This is a genomic window from Veillonella sp. VA142 (assembly GCF_003992135.1).
GTDB lineage: Bacteria > Bacillota > Negativicutes > Veillonellales > Veillonellaceae > F0422.
In genome coordinates this window covers 1-22,461 of the sequence record NZ_RQVN01000007.1, presented here as the reverse complement: position 1 = coordinate 22,461, position 22,461 = coordinate 1, and the positions used below count along the sequence as shown (strand labels likewise).

The 22,461-nt window shown below is 35.7% G+C and carries 19 protein-coding genes; 18 read left to right on the top strand and 1 reads right to left on the bottom strand.

Annotation, left to right across the window (positions count from 1 at the left end):
• Positions 1-215 precede the first annotated feature (215 nt).
• Both EO117_RS04225 and EO117_RS04220 read left to right on the top strand, forming a co-directional pair.
• Positions 216-860: a type III toxin-antitoxin system ToxN/AbiQ family toxin gene (locus EO117_RS04225; RefSeq protein WP_164727486.1), complete on the top strand. Its 645-nt coding sequence runs from the start codon at positions 216-218 to the stop codon at positions 858-860.
• A 307-nt stretch (positions 861-1,167) separates the two neighbouring features.
• Entirely contained in the window at positions 1,168-1,740 is a 573-nt protein-coding gene (locus EO117_RS04220; protein WP_126939258.1) for a type III toxin-antitoxin system ToxN/AbiQ family toxin, read from the top strand.
• Between the two features lie 514 nt (positions 1,741-2,254).
• Here the strand turns inward: EO117_RS04220 and EO117_RS04215 are convergent.
• Positions 2,255-4,438, bottom strand: a complete 2,184-nt coding sequence (locus EO117_RS04215; protein ID WP_126939257.1) for a MobA/MobL family protein — start codon at positions 4,436-4,438, stop codon at positions 2,255-2,257.
• A gap of 302 nt (positions 4,439-4,740) precedes the next feature.
• Between EO117_RS04215 and EO117_RS04210 the strand changes: the two genes are divergently transcribed.
• The 16 genes from EO117_RS04210 to EO117_RS04140 form a co-directional block, all read left to right on the top strand.
• Entirely contained in the window at positions 4,741-5,445 is a 705-nt protein-coding gene (locus tag EO117_RS04210) for a type IV secretion system protein (protein ID WP_126939256.1), read from the top strand.
• Positions 5,445-6,269, top strand: a complete 825-nt coding sequence (locus tag EO117_RS04205; protein WP_126939255.1) for a TrbG/VirB9 family P-type conjugative transfer protein — start codon at positions 5,445-5,447, stop codon at positions 6,267-6,269. The genes EO117_RS04210 and EO117_RS04205 overlap by 1 nt, the downstream gene beginning before the upstream one ends.
• A complete protein-coding gene (locus EO117_RS04200) occupies positions 6,259-7,620 on the top strand; it encodes a TrbI/VirB10 family protein (RefSeq protein ID WP_126939254.1) in 1,362 nt (453 codons plus the stop codon). The genes EO117_RS04205 and EO117_RS04200 overlap by 11 nt, the downstream gene beginning before the upstream one ends.
• A gap of 29 nt (positions 7,621-7,649) precedes the next feature.
• Positions 7,650-9,908: a type IV secretory system conjugative DNA transfer family protein gene (locus EO117_RS04195; protein ID WP_126939253.1), complete on the top strand. Its 2,259-nt coding sequence runs from the start codon at positions 7,650-7,652 to the stop codon at positions 9,906-9,908.
• Positions 9,909-9,927: 19 nt separating this feature from the next.
• Entirely contained in the window at positions 9,928-10,350 is a 423-nt protein-coding gene (locus tag EO117_RS04190; RefSeq protein ID WP_126939252.1) for a hypothetical protein, read from the top strand.
• Positions 10,325-11,344 carry an ATPase, T2SS/T4P/T4SS family gene (locus EO117_RS04185; protein ID WP_240632576.1) on the top strand — a complete coding sequence of 340 codons (1,020 nt, stop codon included), beginning with the start codon at positions 10,325-10,327 and terminating at the stop codon, positions 11,342-11,344. Before EO117_RS04190 ends, EO117_RS04185 begins: the two co-directional genes overlap by 26 nt.
• Positions 11,334-11,750 (top strand): hypothetical protein, encoded by a 417-nt coding sequence (locus EO117_RS04180; protein WP_126939251.1) that lies wholly within the window; start codon positions 11,334-11,336, stop codon positions 11,748-11,750. Before EO117_RS04185 ends, EO117_RS04180 begins: the two co-directional genes overlap by 11 nt.
• A 9-nt stretch (positions 11,751-11,759) precedes the next feature.
• Complete coding sequence (locus tag EO117_RS04175; protein ID WP_126939250.1) at positions 11,760-12,032, top strand: VirB3 family type IV secretion system protein; 273 nt, start codon at positions 11,760-11,762, stop codon at positions 12,030-12,032.
• Between the two features lie 16 nt (positions 12,033-12,048).
• On the top strand, positions 12,049-14,562 hold the full coding sequence (locus EO117_RS04170; protein WP_126939249.1) for an FtsK/SpoIIIE domain-containing protein: 2,514 nt from the start codon (positions 12,049-12,051) through the stop codon (positions 14,560-14,562).
• A 10-nt stretch (positions 14,563-14,572) separates the two neighbouring features.
• Positions 14,573-14,920 carry a helix-turn-helix domain-containing protein gene (locus tag EO117_RS04165; protein WP_126939248.1) on the top strand — a complete coding sequence of 116 codons (348 nt, stop codon included), beginning with the start codon at positions 14,573-14,575 and terminating at the stop codon, positions 14,918-14,920.
• Between the two features lie 35 nt (positions 14,921-14,955).
• Positions 14,956-15,231 carry a hypothetical protein gene (locus EO117_RS04160; RefSeq protein ID WP_126939247.1) on the top strand — a complete coding sequence of 92 codons (276 nt, stop codon included), beginning with the start codon at positions 14,956-14,958 and terminating at the stop codon, positions 15,229-15,231.
• Between the two features lie 28 nt (positions 15,232-15,259).
• Positions 15,260-19,279 carry an S-layer homology domain-containing protein gene (locus EO117_RS04155; protein ID WP_126939246.1) on the top strand — a complete coding sequence of 1,340 codons (4,020 nt, stop codon included), beginning with the start codon at positions 15,260-15,262 and terminating at the stop codon, positions 19,277-19,279.
• A 60-nt stretch (positions 19,280-19,339) separates the two neighbouring features.
• Positions 19,340-19,783, top strand: coding sequence for a hypothetical protein (locus EO117_RS04150; protein WP_126939245.1), 444 nt, complete (start codon positions 19,340-19,342; stop codon positions 19,781-19,783).
• 49 nt (positions 19,784-19,832) lie between these two features.
• Positions 19,833-21,143 carry a hypothetical protein gene (locus EO117_RS04145; protein WP_126939244.1) on the top strand — a complete coding sequence of 437 codons (1,311 nt, stop codon included), beginning with the start codon at positions 19,833-19,835 and terminating at the stop codon, positions 21,141-21,143.
• Between the two features lie 15 nt (positions 21,144-21,158).
• Complete coding sequence (locus tag EO117_RS09185) at positions 21,159-21,311, top strand: hypothetical protein (protein WP_164727485.1); 153 nt, start codon at positions 21,159-21,161, stop codon at positions 21,309-21,311.
• Positions 21,312-21,325: 14 nt separating this feature from the next.
• On the top strand, positions 21,326-22,461 hold a 1,136-nt coding region (locus EO117_RS04140), incomplete at its 3' end, for a zincin-like metallopeptidase domain-containing protein (RefSeq protein WP_126939243.1).

Genomic DNA, 22,461 nt, shown 5'->3' with positions numbered 1-22,461 from the left:
AAGAGAGGCCCCATAAGGATGGTGCGCCCCACCATGGACTGATTTTTCAGTCTAAAAGAGAGGCCCCATAAGGATGGTGCGCCCCACCATGGATTGATTCTTCAATCTAAAAGAGAGGCCCTATAAGGATGGTGCGCCCCACCATGAATATACTTACTTTTACTATCCTAGCCGAGAATTATCTCGGCTTTTCTTTTTATCACGAGGAATGCTATATGGATAAAAAGCCTAAATTTAACTTCTTTACAGTAAACGAAGAGTACATGAAACCTCTTCAAAAGATGGATTCTGAAGTTCGTACATCAACTGGCGATAAAAATAACCGTCCATTTCTCGGAGTTGTATTAAACGTAGAAAATAGATTGTTTTTTGCACCTTTATCTTCTCCAAAAAAATTACCTACTAATTTACCGCCTGAACTCTTAAAGAAAAAAACAAAAGAAGCCAAAAGGGTTGAAAAGAACCGCTTAACTGTAAGAATTTTATCTGAAACCGAAAATAATCGCCATTTATGTAATGTCATAGTTGGTAAAATGATCCCTGTTCCTGAATCACAAATTAAAAAAGTATCAATCGAAGAGCTTTTAGCTTCATCTGATCCTAGTGAGTCTAAATATGGCAGACTTTTAAATAAAGAATACTTAGCCATTAATAAAATTGAAGATAAAATAGAACAAACTGCTCAAGCTTTTTATGAGGAATCTATTAATAAACCTGTCAAAAATAAAAAGATTTTTTATCGTGTTAATTTACAGCAAGCAATTAGATATCATGATCGTTGGATAGAACGAGAAAATATATATATAAAAGAAAACCTCCAGGGCAACAAAAAAGATAAGTCTGAAAGCTTCAGTAGATAAATTACCTGATATTTAAAAAACACAAGATATTTTAACTATGTTTGACATGTTATTTTTAATATGTTAGTATTTGAGTATAAAAGTATATCGAAAAGCGAGAGCCTGTGAGAGCGGTGATTCCCACCGATGGTGTATGTATGGTACATCGAAAAGCGAGAACCTGTGAGTGTGGTGATTCCCACCAGCGATGTATATATAGTACATCGAAAAGCGAGAACCTGTGAGTGTGGTGATTCCCACCAGCGATATACTTATTTATATCTACAATGCCGAGCCTTGTCTCGGCTTTTTTCATAGGAGAAACTTGATGGAACGAGAGCCAAGATTTATAGTTTATACAGTATGTGAAGAATATAATGAGTTATTATCTAAAGGTGATACACAAGTTAGACAATCAACAGCTGATAAAAAAACTCGCCCATTTGCTGGGATATTATTTACATTTGAGAATAGGAACTATTTTGTGCCTTTGACATCACCAAAACCTAAACATCTTACTATGAAAAATAGCAAATGTATATATAAATTAGATGAAGGTCATCGTGGAATTATAGACTTTTGCAAAATGATTCCTGTACCAGACTCACAATTAGAGAAAATAGACTTTTCCAAAAGAAAAAAAACACATCCTCATAACTATAGCCTATTACAAAATCAGTTAAGGTTAGTAAATAAAGATCGTGAAATTATTAGGAAAAAAGCCAAAAAGTTTTACGAGGACTACTTTTCAAATAAAATAAGTAAAAAAATAAAAGAAAACTGTGTCAACTTTCCAAGAGCTAACAAAATTCACGATCGCTGGATAGAACGAGAAAATATATACAAAAAAGGCAATTCCCAGGACAACAAAAAAGATAAATCTAAAGACTTCAGCAGATAAAAACTCTTACTACAACGATTTAACTTCAACAAAATATCATTACATAACAAAAAGCACAGAATTGGCCCTCTGTGCTTTTTATATATTTTATGAAAATAAATCTGCTATAATAAATATGTCACTATCGCCCAATCCGTGACGGAAAGGGGGTGCAAATCAATGATAACTTGTATTACCTTGTTAATAGTTACTGTTATGGCAAATATTATGGCTAATGTTATCAGCCACTACATCTGCAAATGGATAGACCGTAACTAAAAATAGTGACTATCCTAAGCCGTTACTTACAGAACGGTAAAGAAAAAGCACAGGATCGCCTTCCTGTGCTTTTTTGTGCAATTCATGATAAATTGTCACCTTGTTAAATTTACCTTAATTACATTATAGCATACTTATAGCAAAAAAAATAGGGAAAATTAACAAAGCACAGAATCGCCTTCCTGTGCTTTGCTAGGTGTTACCAATGCTAGATAATCCTTGTTGTTTTAGCTACCGTTATTATACCACAACTACCTCACAAACTCCACCCTTGTTTCATTTTTTCTTCTACCTGCTGCATCTCAGATACATGGCCTTTATATTCCTCTTCTTCACGCCACAACCCTTGTCTTTGTCCACCAGTACCATCAGCAACTATAGAGTTGACACTTCTACTAATAAAATCCTTAGTGTTACTATTAACAGCATGTATTCTATAGCCTCTACGAGTACTTGGTTGAGGCAAATCAGATGCCTTCATAGGAGTATGTTTTTTTAGTTTATGCAAAACATCGCCAATATCTTTTTTCTTGTAAGATCTATACTGATGCAAGGCAACTTGTGCATGCGTTTCTTTGACTGATGTAATTTTAAAGTATTCACGCCCTTCTTTTGAAGTTTCTGGTGCAATCGTAAGTTCATATTCAGGAGCTTTTCCATCAACTACTGCATCACGAACTTTAATAGCACGTACTACTTGTATTGGTTTGTTTCTATCAGGAATTTGACCATCTATAACAATATATTCATCCCTATACTTTCCATACTCCGTTTCTCGATTTTGAGATATGGAAGGTAAATCTTTCAACGGAATCACACCATATAGTTTATCAAATTTCCTAACTTCTCTAGGAATAGCTTCTGTAAACAATACAGTATCACCTGGTATAGGTAAAAGCTCATCTGCTTTTTTACTATACAGCATGTAAGTTCTATTTTCTTTTTCAATTTGTTTTTGCAAATCTTTCATTGTATCTCGTATTGCATTTTCGTTTTCATACACAATCGCAGCTTGTTTAGGTAATTCCTTCGACATTCTAATTTCATGACGGCATGCTAACGCAGCACGGACGGAACGTAATCGTTCTTCCCGTGCTTTTTCTTTTGTAGCCGTAAGTGCCATAAATTCCTGGTATGAGCATACTCGTTTTAAACCTGATTTTAGATCCCTTTCAGCAGCTTTTAATACCATTTTAGAATCATGCATAGCCTGCTTATGTTTAGTATATTCTCCATTTGTTACTGCATCATACGTAGCAATATATGTTTCTCGTGGAGATAATAACTTTCCTTCTTCACTAGCATATTCTTTAGCTAACGTAGATTGTTTTTCCAAAGAACTCATCATGCGTTCTTCTAGGCCAACTAGTATATCATCTACAGTTACAATATTAGCTGTTTTTTCTTCTACTTTTATAGAAGAATCCACTGCTCTATCTTCAACTTTTTCTACATTTTCTTTCGCTTGTAATAATGCTTTACGTTCTTTTTGGATTTCCTTGGCCAACTTACGGATTACGGCATCATGCGCAAAAATTTGTAGTTTTAATTCAAATTCATTCTCTACCATATTTTGAGTATTATCATGAATTGTATGTTCATTGAACGGATTGCCTCCATTAGTAGTAGCCCCTACTACATCTACTGGATTTTCTTCCTGATCATACTCTAATTCATTCATCATTTCTCTGATGCGCGCTCTTGTCTTAGGATTTTTTGCTGCATTGCCTAAGTGCTCTGCTGGCGTACGGTTTAATAATTCAGCTTCTTCATACTTTCCCTCTTCTAAAAGTGCTTCTCTTTGCGCTTTTAAGGTCTTCATGCTAATGCGTTCTTCTAAGCCATTTCGTTCAAATGCACGATTCACAATATCTTCCCAGGTAGCACGCATATCTCTAGTAGAATCTTCTGTACTCCAATACCTATCTACAGGTAGTCCTTGTACACTGTGACCATCAGCATTAACAGTAAACCGTTTAAAGAATTGTTCAGGACTCTCTGTTATTGCATAATCAGCTTGTTTCTCGTTAAACATAAGATGGACATGAATATTTCTATGCTCTTCATCAAACATAGCGGTCTTATCGTGGATTGCATAGGTATATACATGATGGTCCTTGATTCCCATCTTATCCATAAACTCTTCAATGCAAGCAATATTTTCAGCTAAGGATAATTCTTCTTGTAAGCCAATACGAATTTCTCTGTACGCTCTACCATTTTTTCTACGATGAATTTCAGCTTGATTCCAAAATTCACGGGCAGATTCAGCCCATTTAGGTAGATTACCAGATGATATATACACAAGATCCTCTTCTCGGTGCGACATAGTAGCATATTTGCCTTCACGAGTAATGTATTCCATATGTGTCAAAGTATTGATTTTATCACCAGTACGAGATTTTGCATGTGGTGTATTTTCAAGATGGCAGCTACTCATTATCGCACCTCCTTTCGTTTCTTGTCGAATTTGCAGAATGTAAATTTTCTTTGTCACTGGCAAGTGACCCCTTATTTCGTGTCGCAGACCGCAATCATTTCTCGTTTTGACCTGGTCAAGAGAGAAATGTGTAATTGCGCACTCAGATTATTTTTTATACCCCTAGCATATCACAGAGATATAACTCCCTTCAAGGTGCACTTTTATATACCTAAAATATATTTTAAATATCATTTACGATATAAATTTATATATACAAATCAGATATAATCGTGGTATACTCTACGCAAGGAGGTGATTAAATGGATCCAGTTCACAGCAACTTTCCCAAAGGGGATCCACTAAAATCCATCGAAAAAGGCGGTGGATCAAAGTTTAGTTCCGATTTATATAACCTGGCATATCAAAAAGATATAGCCCATAAAAGGAACATTCTCTACTTAGTACTTGTAGCCATTTGTGTTATTTCGACCGTAGTATTTGTTACAAGCTACACATCAAAGACCTATGTAGTCCGTGTTAATCAGACATCAGGTGCTATTGATACTAGCGGAGAAATCAAGGTAACAAACTACACACCACAAGAGGTAGAAATCAAGTATGCATTATCTAAATTTATTGAACATTCAAGAACGGTACCACTTGATCCTATTCAATTTAAGAAAAATTGGGACGATGCTCAGGCCTTCATTACTCCAGAGGCTATGAATAAGTATGCCGATTTTATCAACAAAGATAATCCAACTAACAAACTTGGAAAAATGACAGTCCAAACTACCATTACTTCCATTCAAAAACAACCTGGTACAAACTCAACATATCAAGTTCGTTGGAGCGAAGATACCTACAACTTAAATGGTACAAAATCTCCGAAGCCAACTAACTATGTAGGATTGTTCTCGATTCAGGTAGTCCCACCTACTAAGGAGGAACAAATTCTTGTAAATCCACTTGGTATTTATATCATTGACTTAGGTGTAACTAAGGAATCTGGAGGAGAAAAATAATGAATATGAAGAAATATATTCCCCTCTTTTGTGTAGCACTTTCTACTTCATTTAGTCTCACTTCTCATGCTGCTGATGCACCCAAAGCACTGTATCATATGCATGATTCTAAAGAACTTGGTGCCTCATCCATATATGAATATTATCCAACAAGTGTCTACACCATTGATACAAGTAAGAACTATATCGCAGATGTAGCACTACATCCTGGTGAAACAATTCAGTATATCGGAGGTGGTGATACACTCCAATGGTTAATTGATACCTCTACAGTATCTGGTACTCCACATCTGTACATTAAACCATTAAAAGATAGCATTCGCACTAATATTATTGTTAACACTAACAATCATACCTATCATTTAGCGTTACGAAGTACGGATCACTATAGTTTAGTTTCTTTTACATATCCAGCTGATATTGAAAAGCAACGACAATCTGAATTATTAAGACCAGTCTATAAAGACAAAAAAGAAAAAGAGTTTTTGGATACCCATACAAAAACATCTAGCACAGGAGCTACCGAATTAAAGAATTTAAATTATCGGTATCAACTAAAAAATCATAATGTTCCTAAAGAATTAATTCCTACAGAGATTTATGATGATGCTGTTAGAACGTATATCCAAGTTTCATCTCAAACTAAGTACAATTATCCAACTTTGTATATTTTAGAAGATGATAACTCACTAACGCTCGTTAACTATCGTGTGATTGGTTCCTACTTAGTGGCTGATAGAGTATTTACTAAAGCTCGCCTAGTCTATGGGAAAAATAAATATATTGATATTACACCCAATAAGGAGGTAATGAATGGACGATAATAACAAAACAACGGTTATTCCTACGATTATTCAACCCTCTACCGATTCAACTGTGACAGATAATAGTTCTACAGTAAATGTTTCTGAAGGACCATTACCTAATCCAGATACTACTTCTAAGACTACTACAGAAGCATTGAATACTTCTGTAGATGAAGCCAAAGTGTATACAGAAGAAGATTTTTATTTCGATGAGGATGAAGTATTAGATCGAGATAGAGGCACTAATTTTAATTATAAAAAAATAGGTCTATTTACGGCTATTTTTATATTTGCTATTGGCGGCGGAGTGTTTGGTTTTAAACAATTATCACAAACTCCAGATTCTAAACCACCAGATCCTCCTATTGCTACCGCTAATTCTTCAAATAATCCTGCTGCTAATTTATCTTCTTCTTACCGTGAAGTAGGAGAAAATGCAAAAAATAACCATAATCATACTGATGAGCCCACTCATATGGATAAACCATCTAATACTGATACACATGGTCATACACATGCCCCTATTGCAACTGTAAGGGATGTAGAACATACTCCTATGCCTATGAGCAGCTCTACTTCTCAACACGAAGAAGATATGGAGAAAATTCAGAAGGAAAAGCAAGCCATCGATATGGCTCCTATTGCTTTTAAAATTGCATCTGCTGTAGCACAAGGTCAACCAATACCAAACCTTACTACATCAACTAATATATCCAACACTAACACACAAAACACAAGCCCTATTTACACAAATGAATCCTATGCTACAGCAGATACTTTAGGATCTCATATGTTACATGCAGGAAGTGTTATCCAAGCGACATTATTAACAGGAATTTCTACAGATATTCCTAACAATGAAATTGTCGCTGTGGTTCGTCAAGACATCTATGATAGTTTAACTGGAACCCACTTATTAATACCTCAAGGTTCAAAAATTATTGGCCAAGCAGGTGGTGCTGGTGGTAAAGGAATTAAACGAATCGGTGTTACCTTCAATCGAATTATTTTACCAAATGGAAATAGCATCACATTACCTAATCTACCAGCTATTGATGGAACAGGAATGCCTGGTTTAAAAGACATTTATGATTCTCATACTGGTAACTTATTACGAACCGCTGTATTTGGAACCATGGTAAGTGCTATTGCACAATCTGCTACAGGCAATACAGGTGGTTCAGATAGTCGTAGCCCTGGTCAAGAAGCTGTTTCAGGCGGGGTGAAAGAAATTCAAGATGTCATCTCTGATTTAGTCAAACGTTCGGCTCAAAATCAGATTACAATTGAAATTCGACCTGGTAAAGAATTTAGCTTATTTGTCACTCAAGATATTTCAATTCCAGAATATACCTCGGAGTATAGATAATCATGCGGTACATAGTCTATTCATCTATCATGCTTTGGGCTATGCAACAAGCAACCAATTCCGTAGTAGAAGCGCTTAATAATGATCCTTATTATTTAGGTACTCCTACTATCGCTACTGATTCTATGCAATGGTATCATCCATTCAAAATCATTACCTGGTTCATGTATTATCATCAAGCTAATTACTTATTTACTAGCGCCATTATGTGGATTGGCTTTGGTCTATTTTTAATCTTTATCATTGCTTTACTACTAAAACCTAAAGCATTGCTAACTTCACACGGTTCAGCACGTTGGGCTGATTATAAGGATCTATTAAAGATGAACCTTATTTCTAGCTCTGGCGTGACAATTGGATTATATGATTCTCCCTTTAAAAGAGGCTTAACCAAACAATTAAGACGGTTAGAGCTAAAGAAAAATGAAAAAGTAGCCTATGCAGAAATGGAGTTTGACGAAAAACAAGATAAAGTATTAGATCGGATTCCTGAAAAAATCACCGCATGGCTTGAAGAATATAATGCCAATACTGATCCAAAACGAAGAAAAGAGTTAGAAATAAAAATCAAGCAAGCCCAGGCCTATCTAAAAAATCCTCCTAAGTTTGATATCAAAAAATATCGTTGGACACCAACATATTTCTACGATTATTTCTACAAATTGGCAGTAAAACTTTATAAAAAATTGCCTCATTTCTATTTACGAGATAACTCCAACAAACACTTAGCTGTTGTGGCTCCTACACGTTCTGGGAAAGGCGTTGGCCTCATTATTCCAACACTACTAGGTAGTTGGAAAAGTAGCGTTATCGTCAACGATATAAAGTCAGAAAACTGGGGTGTAACCGCTGGATATCGTAAGAAAATGGGGCATGTAGCCATTAAGTTTGAACCCACTAGTGACGATGGTTCATCGGCTCGATGGAACCCGCTTGATGAAATTCCTATTGGTACACCAATGGAAGTTTCAATGGCCCAAAACTTAGCCTCTATCATTGCGGATTATGAAGGAAAAGGGAAACCAGACCACTGGACAGCAAATGCAACGAACGTCATTATGACTGTTTTATTGCATTTAAAATACGCACATTATACTGATCCAGAGAACTACCCTACTCCTCCTACCTTATACAGCGTTGCAGCCTTTCTAAAATCTAGTATTGTCATAGAACAAGATAAGGATGGTGTGTATAGACAATCCGCTAAAGGGTTCGTAGAAGCAGCTAAAAATTTAGTCATGTATGAACATGTGCCTGCAGAAGGTATTGATATTGTGGAATGGAATACAAAAACTTGTAGCTATGAAACAAGGCATTTTACACAAGCGGATTTAAGAGCTATCTACCCTAATTCCACATCTCTTAACTCGATGCCAGGAACACATCCTATTATTTATCAGGCTTTCGTTGAAATCACATCTAAGCCAGATAATGAGTTGGGGTCGATTGTATCGACAGCTAATACTGCCTTGAAAGAATATTTAGATCCATTACTTGCTTCCAACACATCAGTGTCTGACTTTTGTATTGATGACTTGATGAATTACAAAAAGCCTGTATCACTCTATCTAGTAACACCGCCATCCGACTTATTACGGTTAGCGCCTATTTTTAGGCTATTCTTTGAAATGATGGTACGCCATCACGCTAGATCTATTGGTACTTACGTAAATGGCCAAGCAAAATCCAATTATAAGCATAAATGTTTATTTTTAATGGACGAGTTCTCTTCTCTAGGTAACCTACAATCGTTTGCGGCTACACTATCCTATATTGCAGGATATGGCATGAAAGTATTTTTAATTAACCAGGGTTTACCCCAAATTAATGGAATTTACGGCAAAGACAACCAAATTCTAATGAACTGTCATTTAAAGATATTTTACGCACCCAACGATAATGATACAGCTCAATATGCTGAAACAGAACTAGGTAAAACAACCATTGAAACTAAATCAAAATCCAGGAATGCAGGTCGCTTAATCGGTTATACTAGCGCTTCTACCAGTCAAATGGCTAGATCGTTAATGACTGGTGATGAGTTAAAACGAATGGAAGACCAGGAAGTAATTATTGCTTCTGGCTCTCCTCCAGTTCTGACAGATAAGATTAAATATTATGAAAACAATTATTACCTGGAAAAGCTCATCAACGCCCCTATAGTTAGTGATGTGATACGTACAGACCCTGTACGAAATGCAAATGCAAAACGAGAGGAGTTATTGAGTAAACAAACCACTCAAACCTCTTCCACTACCTTTATTTATGACAAGAACTTAAAAAAGTGAGGTGATTACTATCCTACCGATGCAATCTATTCAACGTTCACAGAAAAGTATCCAAAAAAGTTCTAAAAAACTATCTAAGTTAATGGAAGATGAGGCTGCTTTATTAAGAAAATTAGAAATCTTACGAAAAGAAAAACGACAAGAATCTAAACGAAAACATAACCAGGAGTTAAGCCACATTGGATACATCATACAACAGCTAGGTTTCCCTATTAACAACCTGTCAATTTTAGTGGGTGCTATTCTATCCGCTAAAGAACAACTAGAAACTAATAGATCTCAAACGGTTGATGATTATTTACAACGATACCAAACCTTTTTAGAAGACAATACAATCTCTGAAACACTCCGAGAAGACTTCATGTATGCATTAAATACAGATGTTGAAGATATAGACGACCATGAGGAGGAGGTAGATGATGACGACCCAAGCAACATCTAGGAATGAAGTCTTAGATGTTGTTCTAGGTACTGAACTCGTTAACTTATTTAAACGTTGTGACATCACGGAGATTTATGTCAATTCAGATGGGTATATCCGATATTTATCTGGCACTGAAGGTAAAGTTATTACTGATATATATCTTACGGATAAACAACGAGCTGCTATTATCGAATTAATCGCAGGACAAGCCGATAAAATCGTCAATGAAGATATTCCCTCTATCTCCACTGAAATACGAGGATACGGCTACCGTTTCCAAGGCGAGTTACCACCTATTGTTAAAACTCCTGAATTTAATATACGTAAACGAGCCACTATTGTATTTACCTTAGATGATTATGTAGCCAATGGAACAATCACTAAGCATTACAAAGATTACATTGAAAATGCTGTTAGCCTTCGTAAAAACATCTTAGTTGTTGGTGGTACTGCTACAGGTAAAACTACCTTTTTAAATGCCATCTTAGAAGCTATGGCAAGACTAAGTCCATTCCACAGAATCATATCGTTAGAAGATTTACCAGAGTTACAATGCCCTGCTAGTGACTACTCCCCTATGTTCACAAAGCAAGAAACAAACTCCGATAAATCTGTTAAATACAATATGACACGCTTATTGGGTGACTGCATGCGCCGTTCTCCTGATCGTATCGTGATTGGTGAGGTTAGAGATGGCTGTGCGTATACCATGCTTAAAGCCTGGAATACAGGTCATCCTGGCGGTGCATGTACCGTCCATGCAAATAGCGCCATGAGTGGTCTTAGTCGTATTAAATCCCTTGCCCAGGAAGATCCAGAATCCTCTGGTGACATCAAAGAACTAATTGGTGATGCTATTGATGTGATTATTTCCATCATACATACCGATTTAGGTAACGGTAAACGTGGTCGTATCGTTAATGAAATTATTGAAGTCGAATCTTTTTCTGAAGAAAAAAATACGTATATTACAAAAGTTATTCCACGAAAGGAATCTATTAATGAAGAATAAATTAAAACTTGTAAAAGAAAAAATTCAAAATGCCTATTTAGTGAAAGTAGCTGGACTCACAGCTTTTCTTATTACTAATTCCTACCTTCATTCTTTTGCTAATGATGTTACCACAGTAATTGGTAGAGCTGGAGGTAAAACAGATACTGCTGGAGTGAATTTTGATATTCCTATTATTGGTTTTTTCCTAAGTATCATTAAATTTATGACTGGTCCTTTTGCGCTGGTAGTAGGTGGTTTGTTCATTGGTGCAGCAGCTTTCCTTATGATGAAAGGTAATGCTGGCGGATCGTTAGAAAAAATCCTATATGCCTGCTTTGGTGTAGGTATCATTATGTTCTTAGGCCCAATTTTGAACTATTTATGGACTGCTGGTCAAGGATCTGGCATGATGATTGGTTTATAGGTAATCCCTATGAAAGATACGATTCCAGAAGGATTTGAAGTTCCCCTTCATAAATCTGTCGCCGAGCCTATCTTATGGATGGGCTTGCCTCGACCAATCTTATTCTCTATTAGCTTAACGACTATTATGCTAGTAGTAATTTTTCAGATTTCCTATATGTCACTAATTGCAATCATCCTTGGCATTAGTGCCTATATTGCCTGCTTACAGCTTACCAATCGGGATCCTGAATTTTACAAAGTCATTCTAAAAAACAGTGTTTACAAGAAACACTATTATTAAACAAAGGAGGTTTCCCTTGTTCTCTTTATTCAATTCTAAACAAAAGAAAAAAGAGGTGGACCCAAGAATTTATTCTCAAAAAAATGGAATTTGGCAAGAACAACCTCGTCTTTCTTATATGATTCCCTGGGCTTACATCGATGAAACAAATGGTATCGTACATAACCATGACCATTCTATGATGGCCATCTTCAAATTTCGTGGCTTAGATACAGCTTCTGCCACGCCAGAAGAACTGATTGCCTATAACGCAGCCATTAACAATGCGATGCGTAGACTTCCATCTGGATATATTCTATATATCGAAGCTCAACGACATCCAAGCCACAATTATGAACGCTCCACTATGCCTAACCCCACACTTCAAGCAATTGAAGATGCTAAAGCAACATACTTTGAAAGTGGTCACTTCTACGAAAGTGACTACTACTTCACCATTTATATGGAACCCCCAAGTAAAACAAAGCATAGATTAACCTCTGCTTTTGTTACAAACGGTAAAAATAAAGGTGAATCCATCGAAGATGATTTAGCTATTTACAAAGAAGTAACTGATGAATTTATCCACAGGGTCAATCAGTTTGCATTAATGCTTAAAAGTGTATTCAAAGAGCTTTCTGCTTTGCTCGACCCTGATGAAATTGCTACTTTCCTACATAGCTTAATCTCCGATCGGATGCACAAGGTCAAATATAACCCATTGCAATACCTAAACGAATACCTAAGTGATGCCTCTATTACTGGGGGATTAAAACCTCAATTAGGCACTAAACCTATGCGGGTTATCACATTATTAGGGTTCCCTATTAGTACTATTCCTGGATTATTAGATACCCTAAACGCCTTAAACATTCAATATCGTTGGACAAGTCGTTGGCATTGTATTGGTACTGATGATGCCAAAAAGTTTTTAATTCAACGAAGAAAAGACTTAAAATTCCAGGCTATTGGCGTTGGTTCACGGTTAGGGGCCATTGCTACTAAACGACAAGTCAACGATGCAGAGATTGACGATACAGAGCTTTCTAAAGCCAATGATGTGACTGCTGCTATCGAAGAGTTGGGTACAGGTATGATTGCACAAGGCTACTACACGATGACACTTTGTGTATTCGCTAACGATGTTTCTAGCGTAGAAAAAATAGCTAGCCACGTCTTATCTATCGTTAACCAATTAGAATTTACTGGATACATTGAAACGGATAACTCTATGGAAGCATGGCGTGGCTCCCTACCAGGATGTCCACGATGCAATATTCGTAGAAATATGGTTAGTTCCCTAAATTTTTGTCATTTAGCCCCGACCACAGCACAGTGGTCAGGTGACAAATGGAATGACCATTTAAAGGGGCCCGTTCTTTTATATACCGATTCCTATAACAGTCAATTTAGACTTTCACTACATAACGGAGCCTTAGCTCATACTCTTGTATGTGGCCCTTCTGGTTCTGGTAAATCTGTACTATTGAATACATTAGAAGTTCACTTTATGAAGTATCCAAATAGCCGTATTTTCGTATTCGATAAGGCGGCATCAAGCCGTGTGACGACCTATGCAGCTGGTGGTAACTTCTACAATATATCAGCAAGTGGCAAATCTGATTTATCGTTCCAACCACTAGAGAATGTAGATGTTCCTACCGAACGTGTATGGGCCATTGATTGGCTAGCAGGTTTCTTAGATCGAGGTAAATTTGAAGTCACTGAATCTACCAAAGATACTATCAAAAAAGCCTTATTATCTCTTGCAGAGTTCCCAAAAGATAAGCGTACTATATCCAACTTTTGTGATTTGGTGCAGGATAGCGATATTCGTATTGGCCTTCGTGCATTAACCATGGAAGGCCCTTATGGACCCCTCTTTGATAATCACTCTAGTATCAAAGGGTCTGGTCGTTGGCAGGTCTATGAAATGGAAGAAGTAATGCGTACTCCAGCGATTGTTCCTTCTACCATTGACTATCTATTCCATCAGATTGACAACGCTTTAAAAGAAGATAGTCCTTCTCCTACTATGATTATCCTGGATGAATGTTGGCTATTCTTTGATAACCCTGTATTCAGAGATAAAATCCGAGAATACTTCAAAGACTTACGTAAAAAGAATGCATCAATTATCGTGGCCACTCAGAACTTAGCAGATATTATTTCTAAGCCAGATCTACTATCTACTATCCTGGAAAACTGCCCTAATAGAATTTATTTGCGTAACCAAAATGCAGTCAACGAACAAATACGTAATTATTACCACCAATTCGGTTGTAATGAACGTCAAATTGACATCATTTCCAAGCTAGATAACCAGGAACGCCATGAATACTACTATAGCTCTTTTGAAAAAGGAAATCGTGTATTCGATCTTGCCTTACAGCCTGTAGAAGCTGCCTTTGTTTTATCTACAGATAAAAGTGACCAAATTTACCTCAATAAACTAATTGAAGAAAAGAAAATGGACAACTTTACCTTAGAATGGTTGATTTATAAGGGGCTATACAAAGAAGCCGAGTTTATCAAGGAACACTATCTATAACGAGACATTCATGAATCATTTTAGTAGTAATTTAAAAAAATACAGATTATTAGCAGGTTATATGACTGCTAAAGAGTTTGCGAGAGTACTGGAAATTCCATACCCTACATATGTTAGCTATGAAAGCAATAATCGTGAACCAAAATATGATGTACTCTGTAAAATTTCATATTTGCTAAACGTCAGTATTGATGAATTATTAGGCAACGAGTTTACTTGTAATACAAAAAATACACCCTCTAAACCTGTCAAACTAGAAAGAGAACTGTCATTAGAAATATGTAAATGTATAAAAAGAACACTCGGAATAAATGAATTAAAACAAATTTTTAATATTTTAAATAAATTTGAAAAATGATTATAATGAAAAATTAAAAAAGAAAGGAAAATAGCATGTCAAAAACCATTAAAGAAGAGCTTGGATGTAAAACAAATGGTGATTTAAATCAATCGGTTAGCCAAAATTTTAAAATAACATTAGATAATGAAGATAATGGAGATGAGGTAGCCTTTTTAGAAAACTTCAAACATCTTAATGTGAATAGAGATGAAAAAAAGTTTAAAGAGTATTTACAACAGGCATATAAACTTATGGGAACAGAGTGCGTTTTTGGTTTTAAAACAGATGAGGACGGAAATATTACAGAAGTTTGTAAATCCAAAAGGTAAATTTTGAAAAGGTTTAAAAAGGATTATAATGAAACAATTTAAGAAAAAACAATTAGCATTATCCACATTAGTAGCACTTGCCTGTGTGGGTCATATTGGCTATGCAGCAGATTCTGCTACTGCTACTACACCTACTACCACAACTACAGAGAATGGTGTAACCAATAACTATTGGGATATAACTATCAACAATATTAAAGAAGATTCTGGTCTTGAGTTAGGATCTAATGCAAGAGCTAGAGGTAATGGTTCTATTGCGACTGGTACTGGATCACTGGCTGTAGGTAATAATGCAGTGGCCACTGGTGGGAATGAAACAAAAGATACCATCACTGGTAAATTAAACGAAAATAGACAGAGATTAGCTGAAATCTCCACTGCTCAAAATGCTGTTACTAACTTAGCTAATGAAATCCAAAAAATCCGTGCTGAACAAGCCAAAACAATTGAAGCTGGTGAACGTGTTAAGCAAGTTCGCCTAGCTAAAGAAAAAGCACATCAAGACTATTTAAACAAACAAAATGCATGGTCTACAGAAGTAGCTAACTCCGCTGAGTTCCTTCGCAATGCTCAAGCTAAACTAGATGATTTAAATAATCGTCTTGGGGCTGTCAATCGTCTTGGTGGTGTAGATATTAACTCTGAAGATGGATTAACTGCTGCTGCTACAAATCTGAAGCGTATGACCGAAGAAGGAAGTACTCTAAATTTACCATTAGATAGCTTCTATAAAGAGTACATTAAAGCTCATTATAAGGCAATGGGAGATTTGAGAAATAATCAAATAATTTTATCAAAATCATGGTATGCTGCTTTCTTTAGGTATAGTGATAGTGACGATTATTCAAGAAATATGAATATAAAAAGCCCATATAATATAAATATGGCTTTTAATATTATAACAGGCATTGAAATTAGAAACAGACACCTTGACTTTAATAATTACGGAAACTACAAAACTTTATCTAAAGATGCATTCAATTTGGATAATACGTTACAAGATAAGCCTACGAAAGACATTACTTTAAAAAATATAAACATAGATTTATCAACAAAAGAAGAATGGGATAGTTCTAAAGAACAAGCTCCTAAATTCAAAAAAACTCTAAGAGAATATTTTAATAACAATAATAATCCTTTATTTACACAAGAACTTAAAGAAAAACTCTATTTAGAGATGGATAAAAAAATAGACTATTTTGTTAAAAGTATTGAAATAACATATTATCAAAAGCAATATGAAGACACTCATAATACTAGTTGGCTAGATAAAAAAAATGTAGCAATAAAAGAATATAATGCTTTAGGTACTTCATATAATCTGTCTCCAATTCTTGAAGGGTTGAAAGAAAACTATAAAAATTGGGAAAAATTAAATATTACAGATATTGTAGAAAAAAATAAAATCACAACAAACAAACTAACATCAGACCTTGAAACTGCATTACAAATCAATAAAAATGCAGTAGCTGAAAAGGAAAAGCAAATTGCAGCATTAAAAGCCTCTGCGGATCAGGCTAAAACAAACTGGGAAAGTATTAATCCTAGTGCTTCCGATTTGTTGTATATGGAACAATATGAAGCATTAATGCGACAATTGACGGCTAAATCTCAAGAATTGCAACAAAATCAAGAACGATTAACTGCTCTTAAAAATGCATTAACACTACATGATTTAACTAATGTAGGTGAAAATGCTATGGCCATTGGCACAAACTCTTTATCTACAGGGTCTAATTCCATTGCTATCGGTACTGGTACTATTGTCACTGGTGAAAATTCTATTTCTATTGGTAAAAGTTCTGCCGTAACAGGTACTAAATCTATTGCTGTTGGTGTTGGCCATATCGTTATCGGTAACAATGCAGGTACGTTTGGTGATCCGAATACGATTTATGGAGATAACTCCTACGCATTCGGTAATAATAATACTATTGGTGATGCTACGACTACTCATACAGTAGGAACAAATACATTTGTATTAGGTTCAAACGTGACTACTAAAGCTAATAACTCTGTTGTGCTTGGTAAAGATAGTACAGCTACAGAAGATAATGTAGTATCTATCGGCTCTGCTACTTCTACTAGAAAATTAGTGAATGTAACAGATGGTACAATTGCTGAAAATTCTAAAGAAGCAATTAATGGTAATCAGTTGTGGAAAGTCGCTGAAGCAAAAGATGGTGCTATTAATAAAACTGCTTGGCAAACTGCGTTAGGTACTGGTACCGTTACCGATGGCAACACTGGTCTTGTTACTGGTGGCACTGTTAATACTGCTATTACTAATGCAGTCAACACTGCTACTTCTAATATCAATAATGGCTTAGACTCTAAATTCAATGCCAAAGCTAATACTGCACTAGATAATATTACAGATGATGGTAAAACTGTGATCCGTAATTTATCTAAAGAGGCAGTGAAATTAGAAAATGGTACAAATACTTCCGTAGAAAGCCGTGTAGACGGTAATTCTACTATCTATAAGGTAAATGTATCCAATGATGCCATCACAGGTGCTATTGCCCCTAAAATCAGTGAATTATCCAATGCTGTAGATACTAAACTCGCTACTAAAGCGAATAAGGATGCTTCCAACCTCTCTACTGAGGACGCTTCCAAATGGAGCGAAAAATTGGGCACTGGTACTGTTACCGATGGTAACACTGGATTAGTAACTGGTGGCACTGTTAATACAGCCATTACTAACGCTGTCAACACTGCTACTTCTAACATCAATAATGGATTAGATTCTAAATTCAATGCCAAAGCCAATACTGCACTAGATAATATTACCGATGACGGTAAAACAGTAATCCGTAACTTATCCAAAGAGGCTGTTAAATTAGAAAATGGTACTAATACTTCCGTAGAAAGCCGTACAGACGGTAATTCTACTATCTATAAGGTAAATGTATCTAACGATGCTATCACAGGTGCTATTGCCCCTAAAATCACTGAATTATCCAATGCTGTAGATACTAAGTTAGCTACTAAAGCCAATAAGGATGCTTCCAATATCTCTACTGAGGATGCTAAAAAATGGAGCGAAAAATTAGGCACTGGCACTGCCAAAGCTGGAGATAAAGGATTAATTACAGGTGATACCTTACATACTGCATTAGCTAATGTTCAAATTGATCCATCTACTCTCACTTCTAAAGCTAACACTAATGCATCTAATTTAACCGCCGAAAATGTAAAAGAATGGAGTGCTAAGTTAGGTACTGGCACTGTTGGCCAAGGTGAATCTTCTAATGGTCTCGTCAATGGTAAATCCGTATATGAAGCCATTCAAAATTACTCACCAAAAGGGCTTATTAAAACAGATGGTAAAACAGTGACTGTTGATAGAGCTGGTACAGCAACTCATGTAGATTTCCGTGGTACCGATGAACATGGAAACAGTATTCTCCGTGATATTACTGGTGTTGTAACAAACCCTAATGATCCTACTTCTGTTGTGAATATGGATACGTTACAAACACAATCCCAAGGATTGGAACAAAAACTAACAAAAGATATTAATGTAGGTACTGCTACGGCATCCGCATTAGCTGCGTTACATCCATTAGATTTTGATGAATCCAATAAAGTATCTTTTGCTGTTTCTCATGGCCAATATAACGGTGCGAAAGCTACCGCATTCGGTGGATTTGTAAGACCAAATGAAAATATTATGCTTTCCTTAGCAAGTACTATTAGTCCTAATGATCGGGCATGGAACGCTGGCTTATCTTTTAAAATTGGTTCTGGCTCTGATTATAAAAAAATTACCAAAGGAGAAGTCAATGAACTTCGCAAGAAAAATGACAACTTACAAAATCAATTGAATCAATTGAAAGAGCAATTATCTAAATTATCTACTAGACTTTCACCTAAACGAGCTTCTTTCCCTGACGTGCCTAAAAATCATTGGGCTAGCGAAGCCGTAGAAACATTACATGGCAATGATGTCTTAGATGGATACCCAGATGGCGAATTTAAAGGCGATAAACAAATGACCCGTTATGAATACGCACAAATGCTATATAAAGGCCTTAAATAGTCATTTTTATATAATACAGAGTTCTATTTGAATAATGCTAACGAGAAAGGAAAGATTACTATGGAAGTAAATTCTCAAAAAACTGAAGAAAATAGAGAAAAACAAGGTCTTTCATATGAAATTAAGCAACCTTTTATAGGAAATGTTAATGGTGTGTTTGTAGGAAATCCTGAAGTTTTTTATGCTACAATAGACATTTTGCAGTCTATCGAAAAAACTAAGAATATCCCAATGCACGATGAAGAGTTTACAGATAACCTTATAGAAATTATACAAAAAATGAGTGATAAAAACGATCATTTTAATTACTCTGAGATGTTAGAAGCAACTTATGCAAATTTAACATCATCTCCTACGTTAAAAGATTTTAAGATCGTTGATTGTTATGAGCAAAACCCTGAAAATAGCCCCGCATATCTCTTAAATCTTATGATGAAAGATGGTTACTTTGAATATTTAAAACCTAAAGCAGATATAAGAGTAAATACTTCAGACAAAGTCTAAGTTATCTACTAGACTTTCTTATATCTACTCTCGTATTGGAGTTTGACTTATGGAAAAAAATATCCATCAATCCTTTATTGGAACGATAAACAACCAATCTTTTAATAACGAAACCAGTTACCAGGCTACTCTCTCTATTCTTTCAGCCCTGGAAGAAAAGAAGCAGATTGGCCTTGGAAACAATACTGAATTAACCAGGGATTTATACGAAGATGTACATAAGCTAATTAATAAATATGATTATGATATTTCATCCGTTGTAGAAGCAACTAAAGGCGCAATAGAACAGGCTTCTAATGATAAGACGCTAAAGGACGTTAAACTATTGGCCTTTGAGGACGATGATGGAAAGTATATTACTACCAATCAAAAACTGGCAAGTGGCACCTATGATAATGAACTTGATGTAAATACTAAAACAACGCACTCTATTGACCAGGAGTTTTGGGGTGAAATCAATGGTAATGGTATCAAACATGAATCTACTTATAGTATGGCAGAATATTTTATTGAAAATATTGAAAACAAAAAGCAGATTACAATTGAGGACCAAGCATTTACCTACGACTTAATTAATGCAATTACTACACTACAAAACACGGGTGTTTCGCAAGAAAGTATTGAGACCGCCACCCTAGATCATATAGATGAAAAGATGTCATTTGAACCTTCTATTTCTAATTTTAGACTAGTCAGTGATGAAACCGATATATATCTTCCATTCAATACAAGCGTAGAACAAGGTGTCTATGATTACCTGGATCATTATGATGAGCTAAAAGAGTTAGCAGCTTCTAATAATATGGATATTGAGCCATTAATTCAGTATCAAAAATATTATCTTCAAGAGTTTGGTGAAGATTTTAATACGTCTCACCTACCTACTTACTTTAATCCTGAAAAGGCACCTATTGGTGTGATGACGTATGGAGATATTGAAGATATCGCAGATACTTATAACTTCTCACTATCTGTGCCTGAAGAAGAGCAAACTGAACGATATCAACAAATCAAGTCCATATTTAAAGATATGGAGTATGGTGAAGAAGAGATTTATATTAATCTAAAAACCAACCTACTTAATGACAGCGTACCGTTAGCTACTAGTAATGACTACCAAGATTTAGATTACCCTGCATCGCAAGATACCTATACAGAGCTAAAGCCTTATTATCTTTCTAATTACACTGAAGATAATTCAATTGCAAAAGAATTATTAAGTGAAAAAGAATTACAAGTCTTTAGTTCTATAGTCGCATCCCGTCATCAGAAAACCATCACTCCAAAAGAAATGAAAGACCAAAAATCCATTTCTGAGGATAAGGATAAAAGTAAATCTAACCAATTAATTTTCAAATAATATAAGGAGGTTACTATGAAAGACAAAAAAGATGTAAGTAATAATTATAGTGATAGCGAATTACTACATGACCAGGATTTCCCTTTCACAATTGAAGACGCAGACCATGCAATTTTAGATTACATGCCTAAATTATTAAATGAAGATTACCAACCTGATGCTGAATAATTAGGAGGTCTATCATGGCTATTACTAGAACCTATAGCAAGACAAATCAAACTTCAGAAGCTCCAGCTGAAAAAAAGACCGCGGAAGAAATTATCCAGGAACAACGTAAACGAACAGCTGAAATTCTTGTCAATGCAATTCAAAATACAAATTTACCAGAGTGGCAAAGAGGATATGTGTTTCGCAAACAATATAACCCTATTTCTGAAACGAGATACTCAAAAGCCAATATGATCCATTTGATGGCAGCATCGTTAGAAAACGGTTGGACTGATCCAAGATGGGTTACATTCCCACAAATGAAGGCAGAAAATCAAAAATATATTGATGCAGGATTAGATCCAATTTACGTGTTAAAAAAAGGTTCCAAAGGCTCTCTTATTGAGTTCCACGAGGAATGTTATAAAGACCCTGAAACTGGTAAAACCATTCCTACCAATCGTTCTTCAGATAATACTAATTCCAATGAACTTTCAGAAGAATCCAGGAATACATTTTGGGTGCATCAATACTATAAAGTATTTAATGCAGAACAATTTGAAAAGTTTCCACCACTAGAGCGAGACATGGAAGATATTGTTCGAGTAGAGCAACGTAATAAGTTTATTGAAAACATCATGGAAAACTCCGAAGCTCCTATTCACTTTGACCAAGTAGATAGAAACTATTACATCCCTAGCAAGGATGAAATTCATCTTGTGGCTAGAGAGAATTGGAAGGCTCCAGAACTCCTATACTCCACTGCCCTACACGAGATTGGCCATAGCACTGGTCACGCTTCCCGATTGCATCGAAATCTAAAAGGTGGAAAAGGTAGCGAAGCCTATGCTCGTGAAGAATTGGTGGCCGAATTTACTAGTGCATTACTCCATGGAACCTATAACCTGGAACGAGCTGAACAAGAGAATAATGCAGCCTATATCAAAGGTTGGTCTCAACAACTACTGAGTGATCCGAATGCATTCGTCTATGCCATCCGAGATGCAGAAAAAGCCGTTCAATACATCGAAGAAAATATGCTAGATAAGCATTTAAAAGAAGAGTTATATCAACAATATCAAGCAGAGCATACGATAACATTAGATGAAAAAGATGTTGTAGATGATTTTATTCGAGAGCATAATTTATACCCACCAGATGATACCAATAT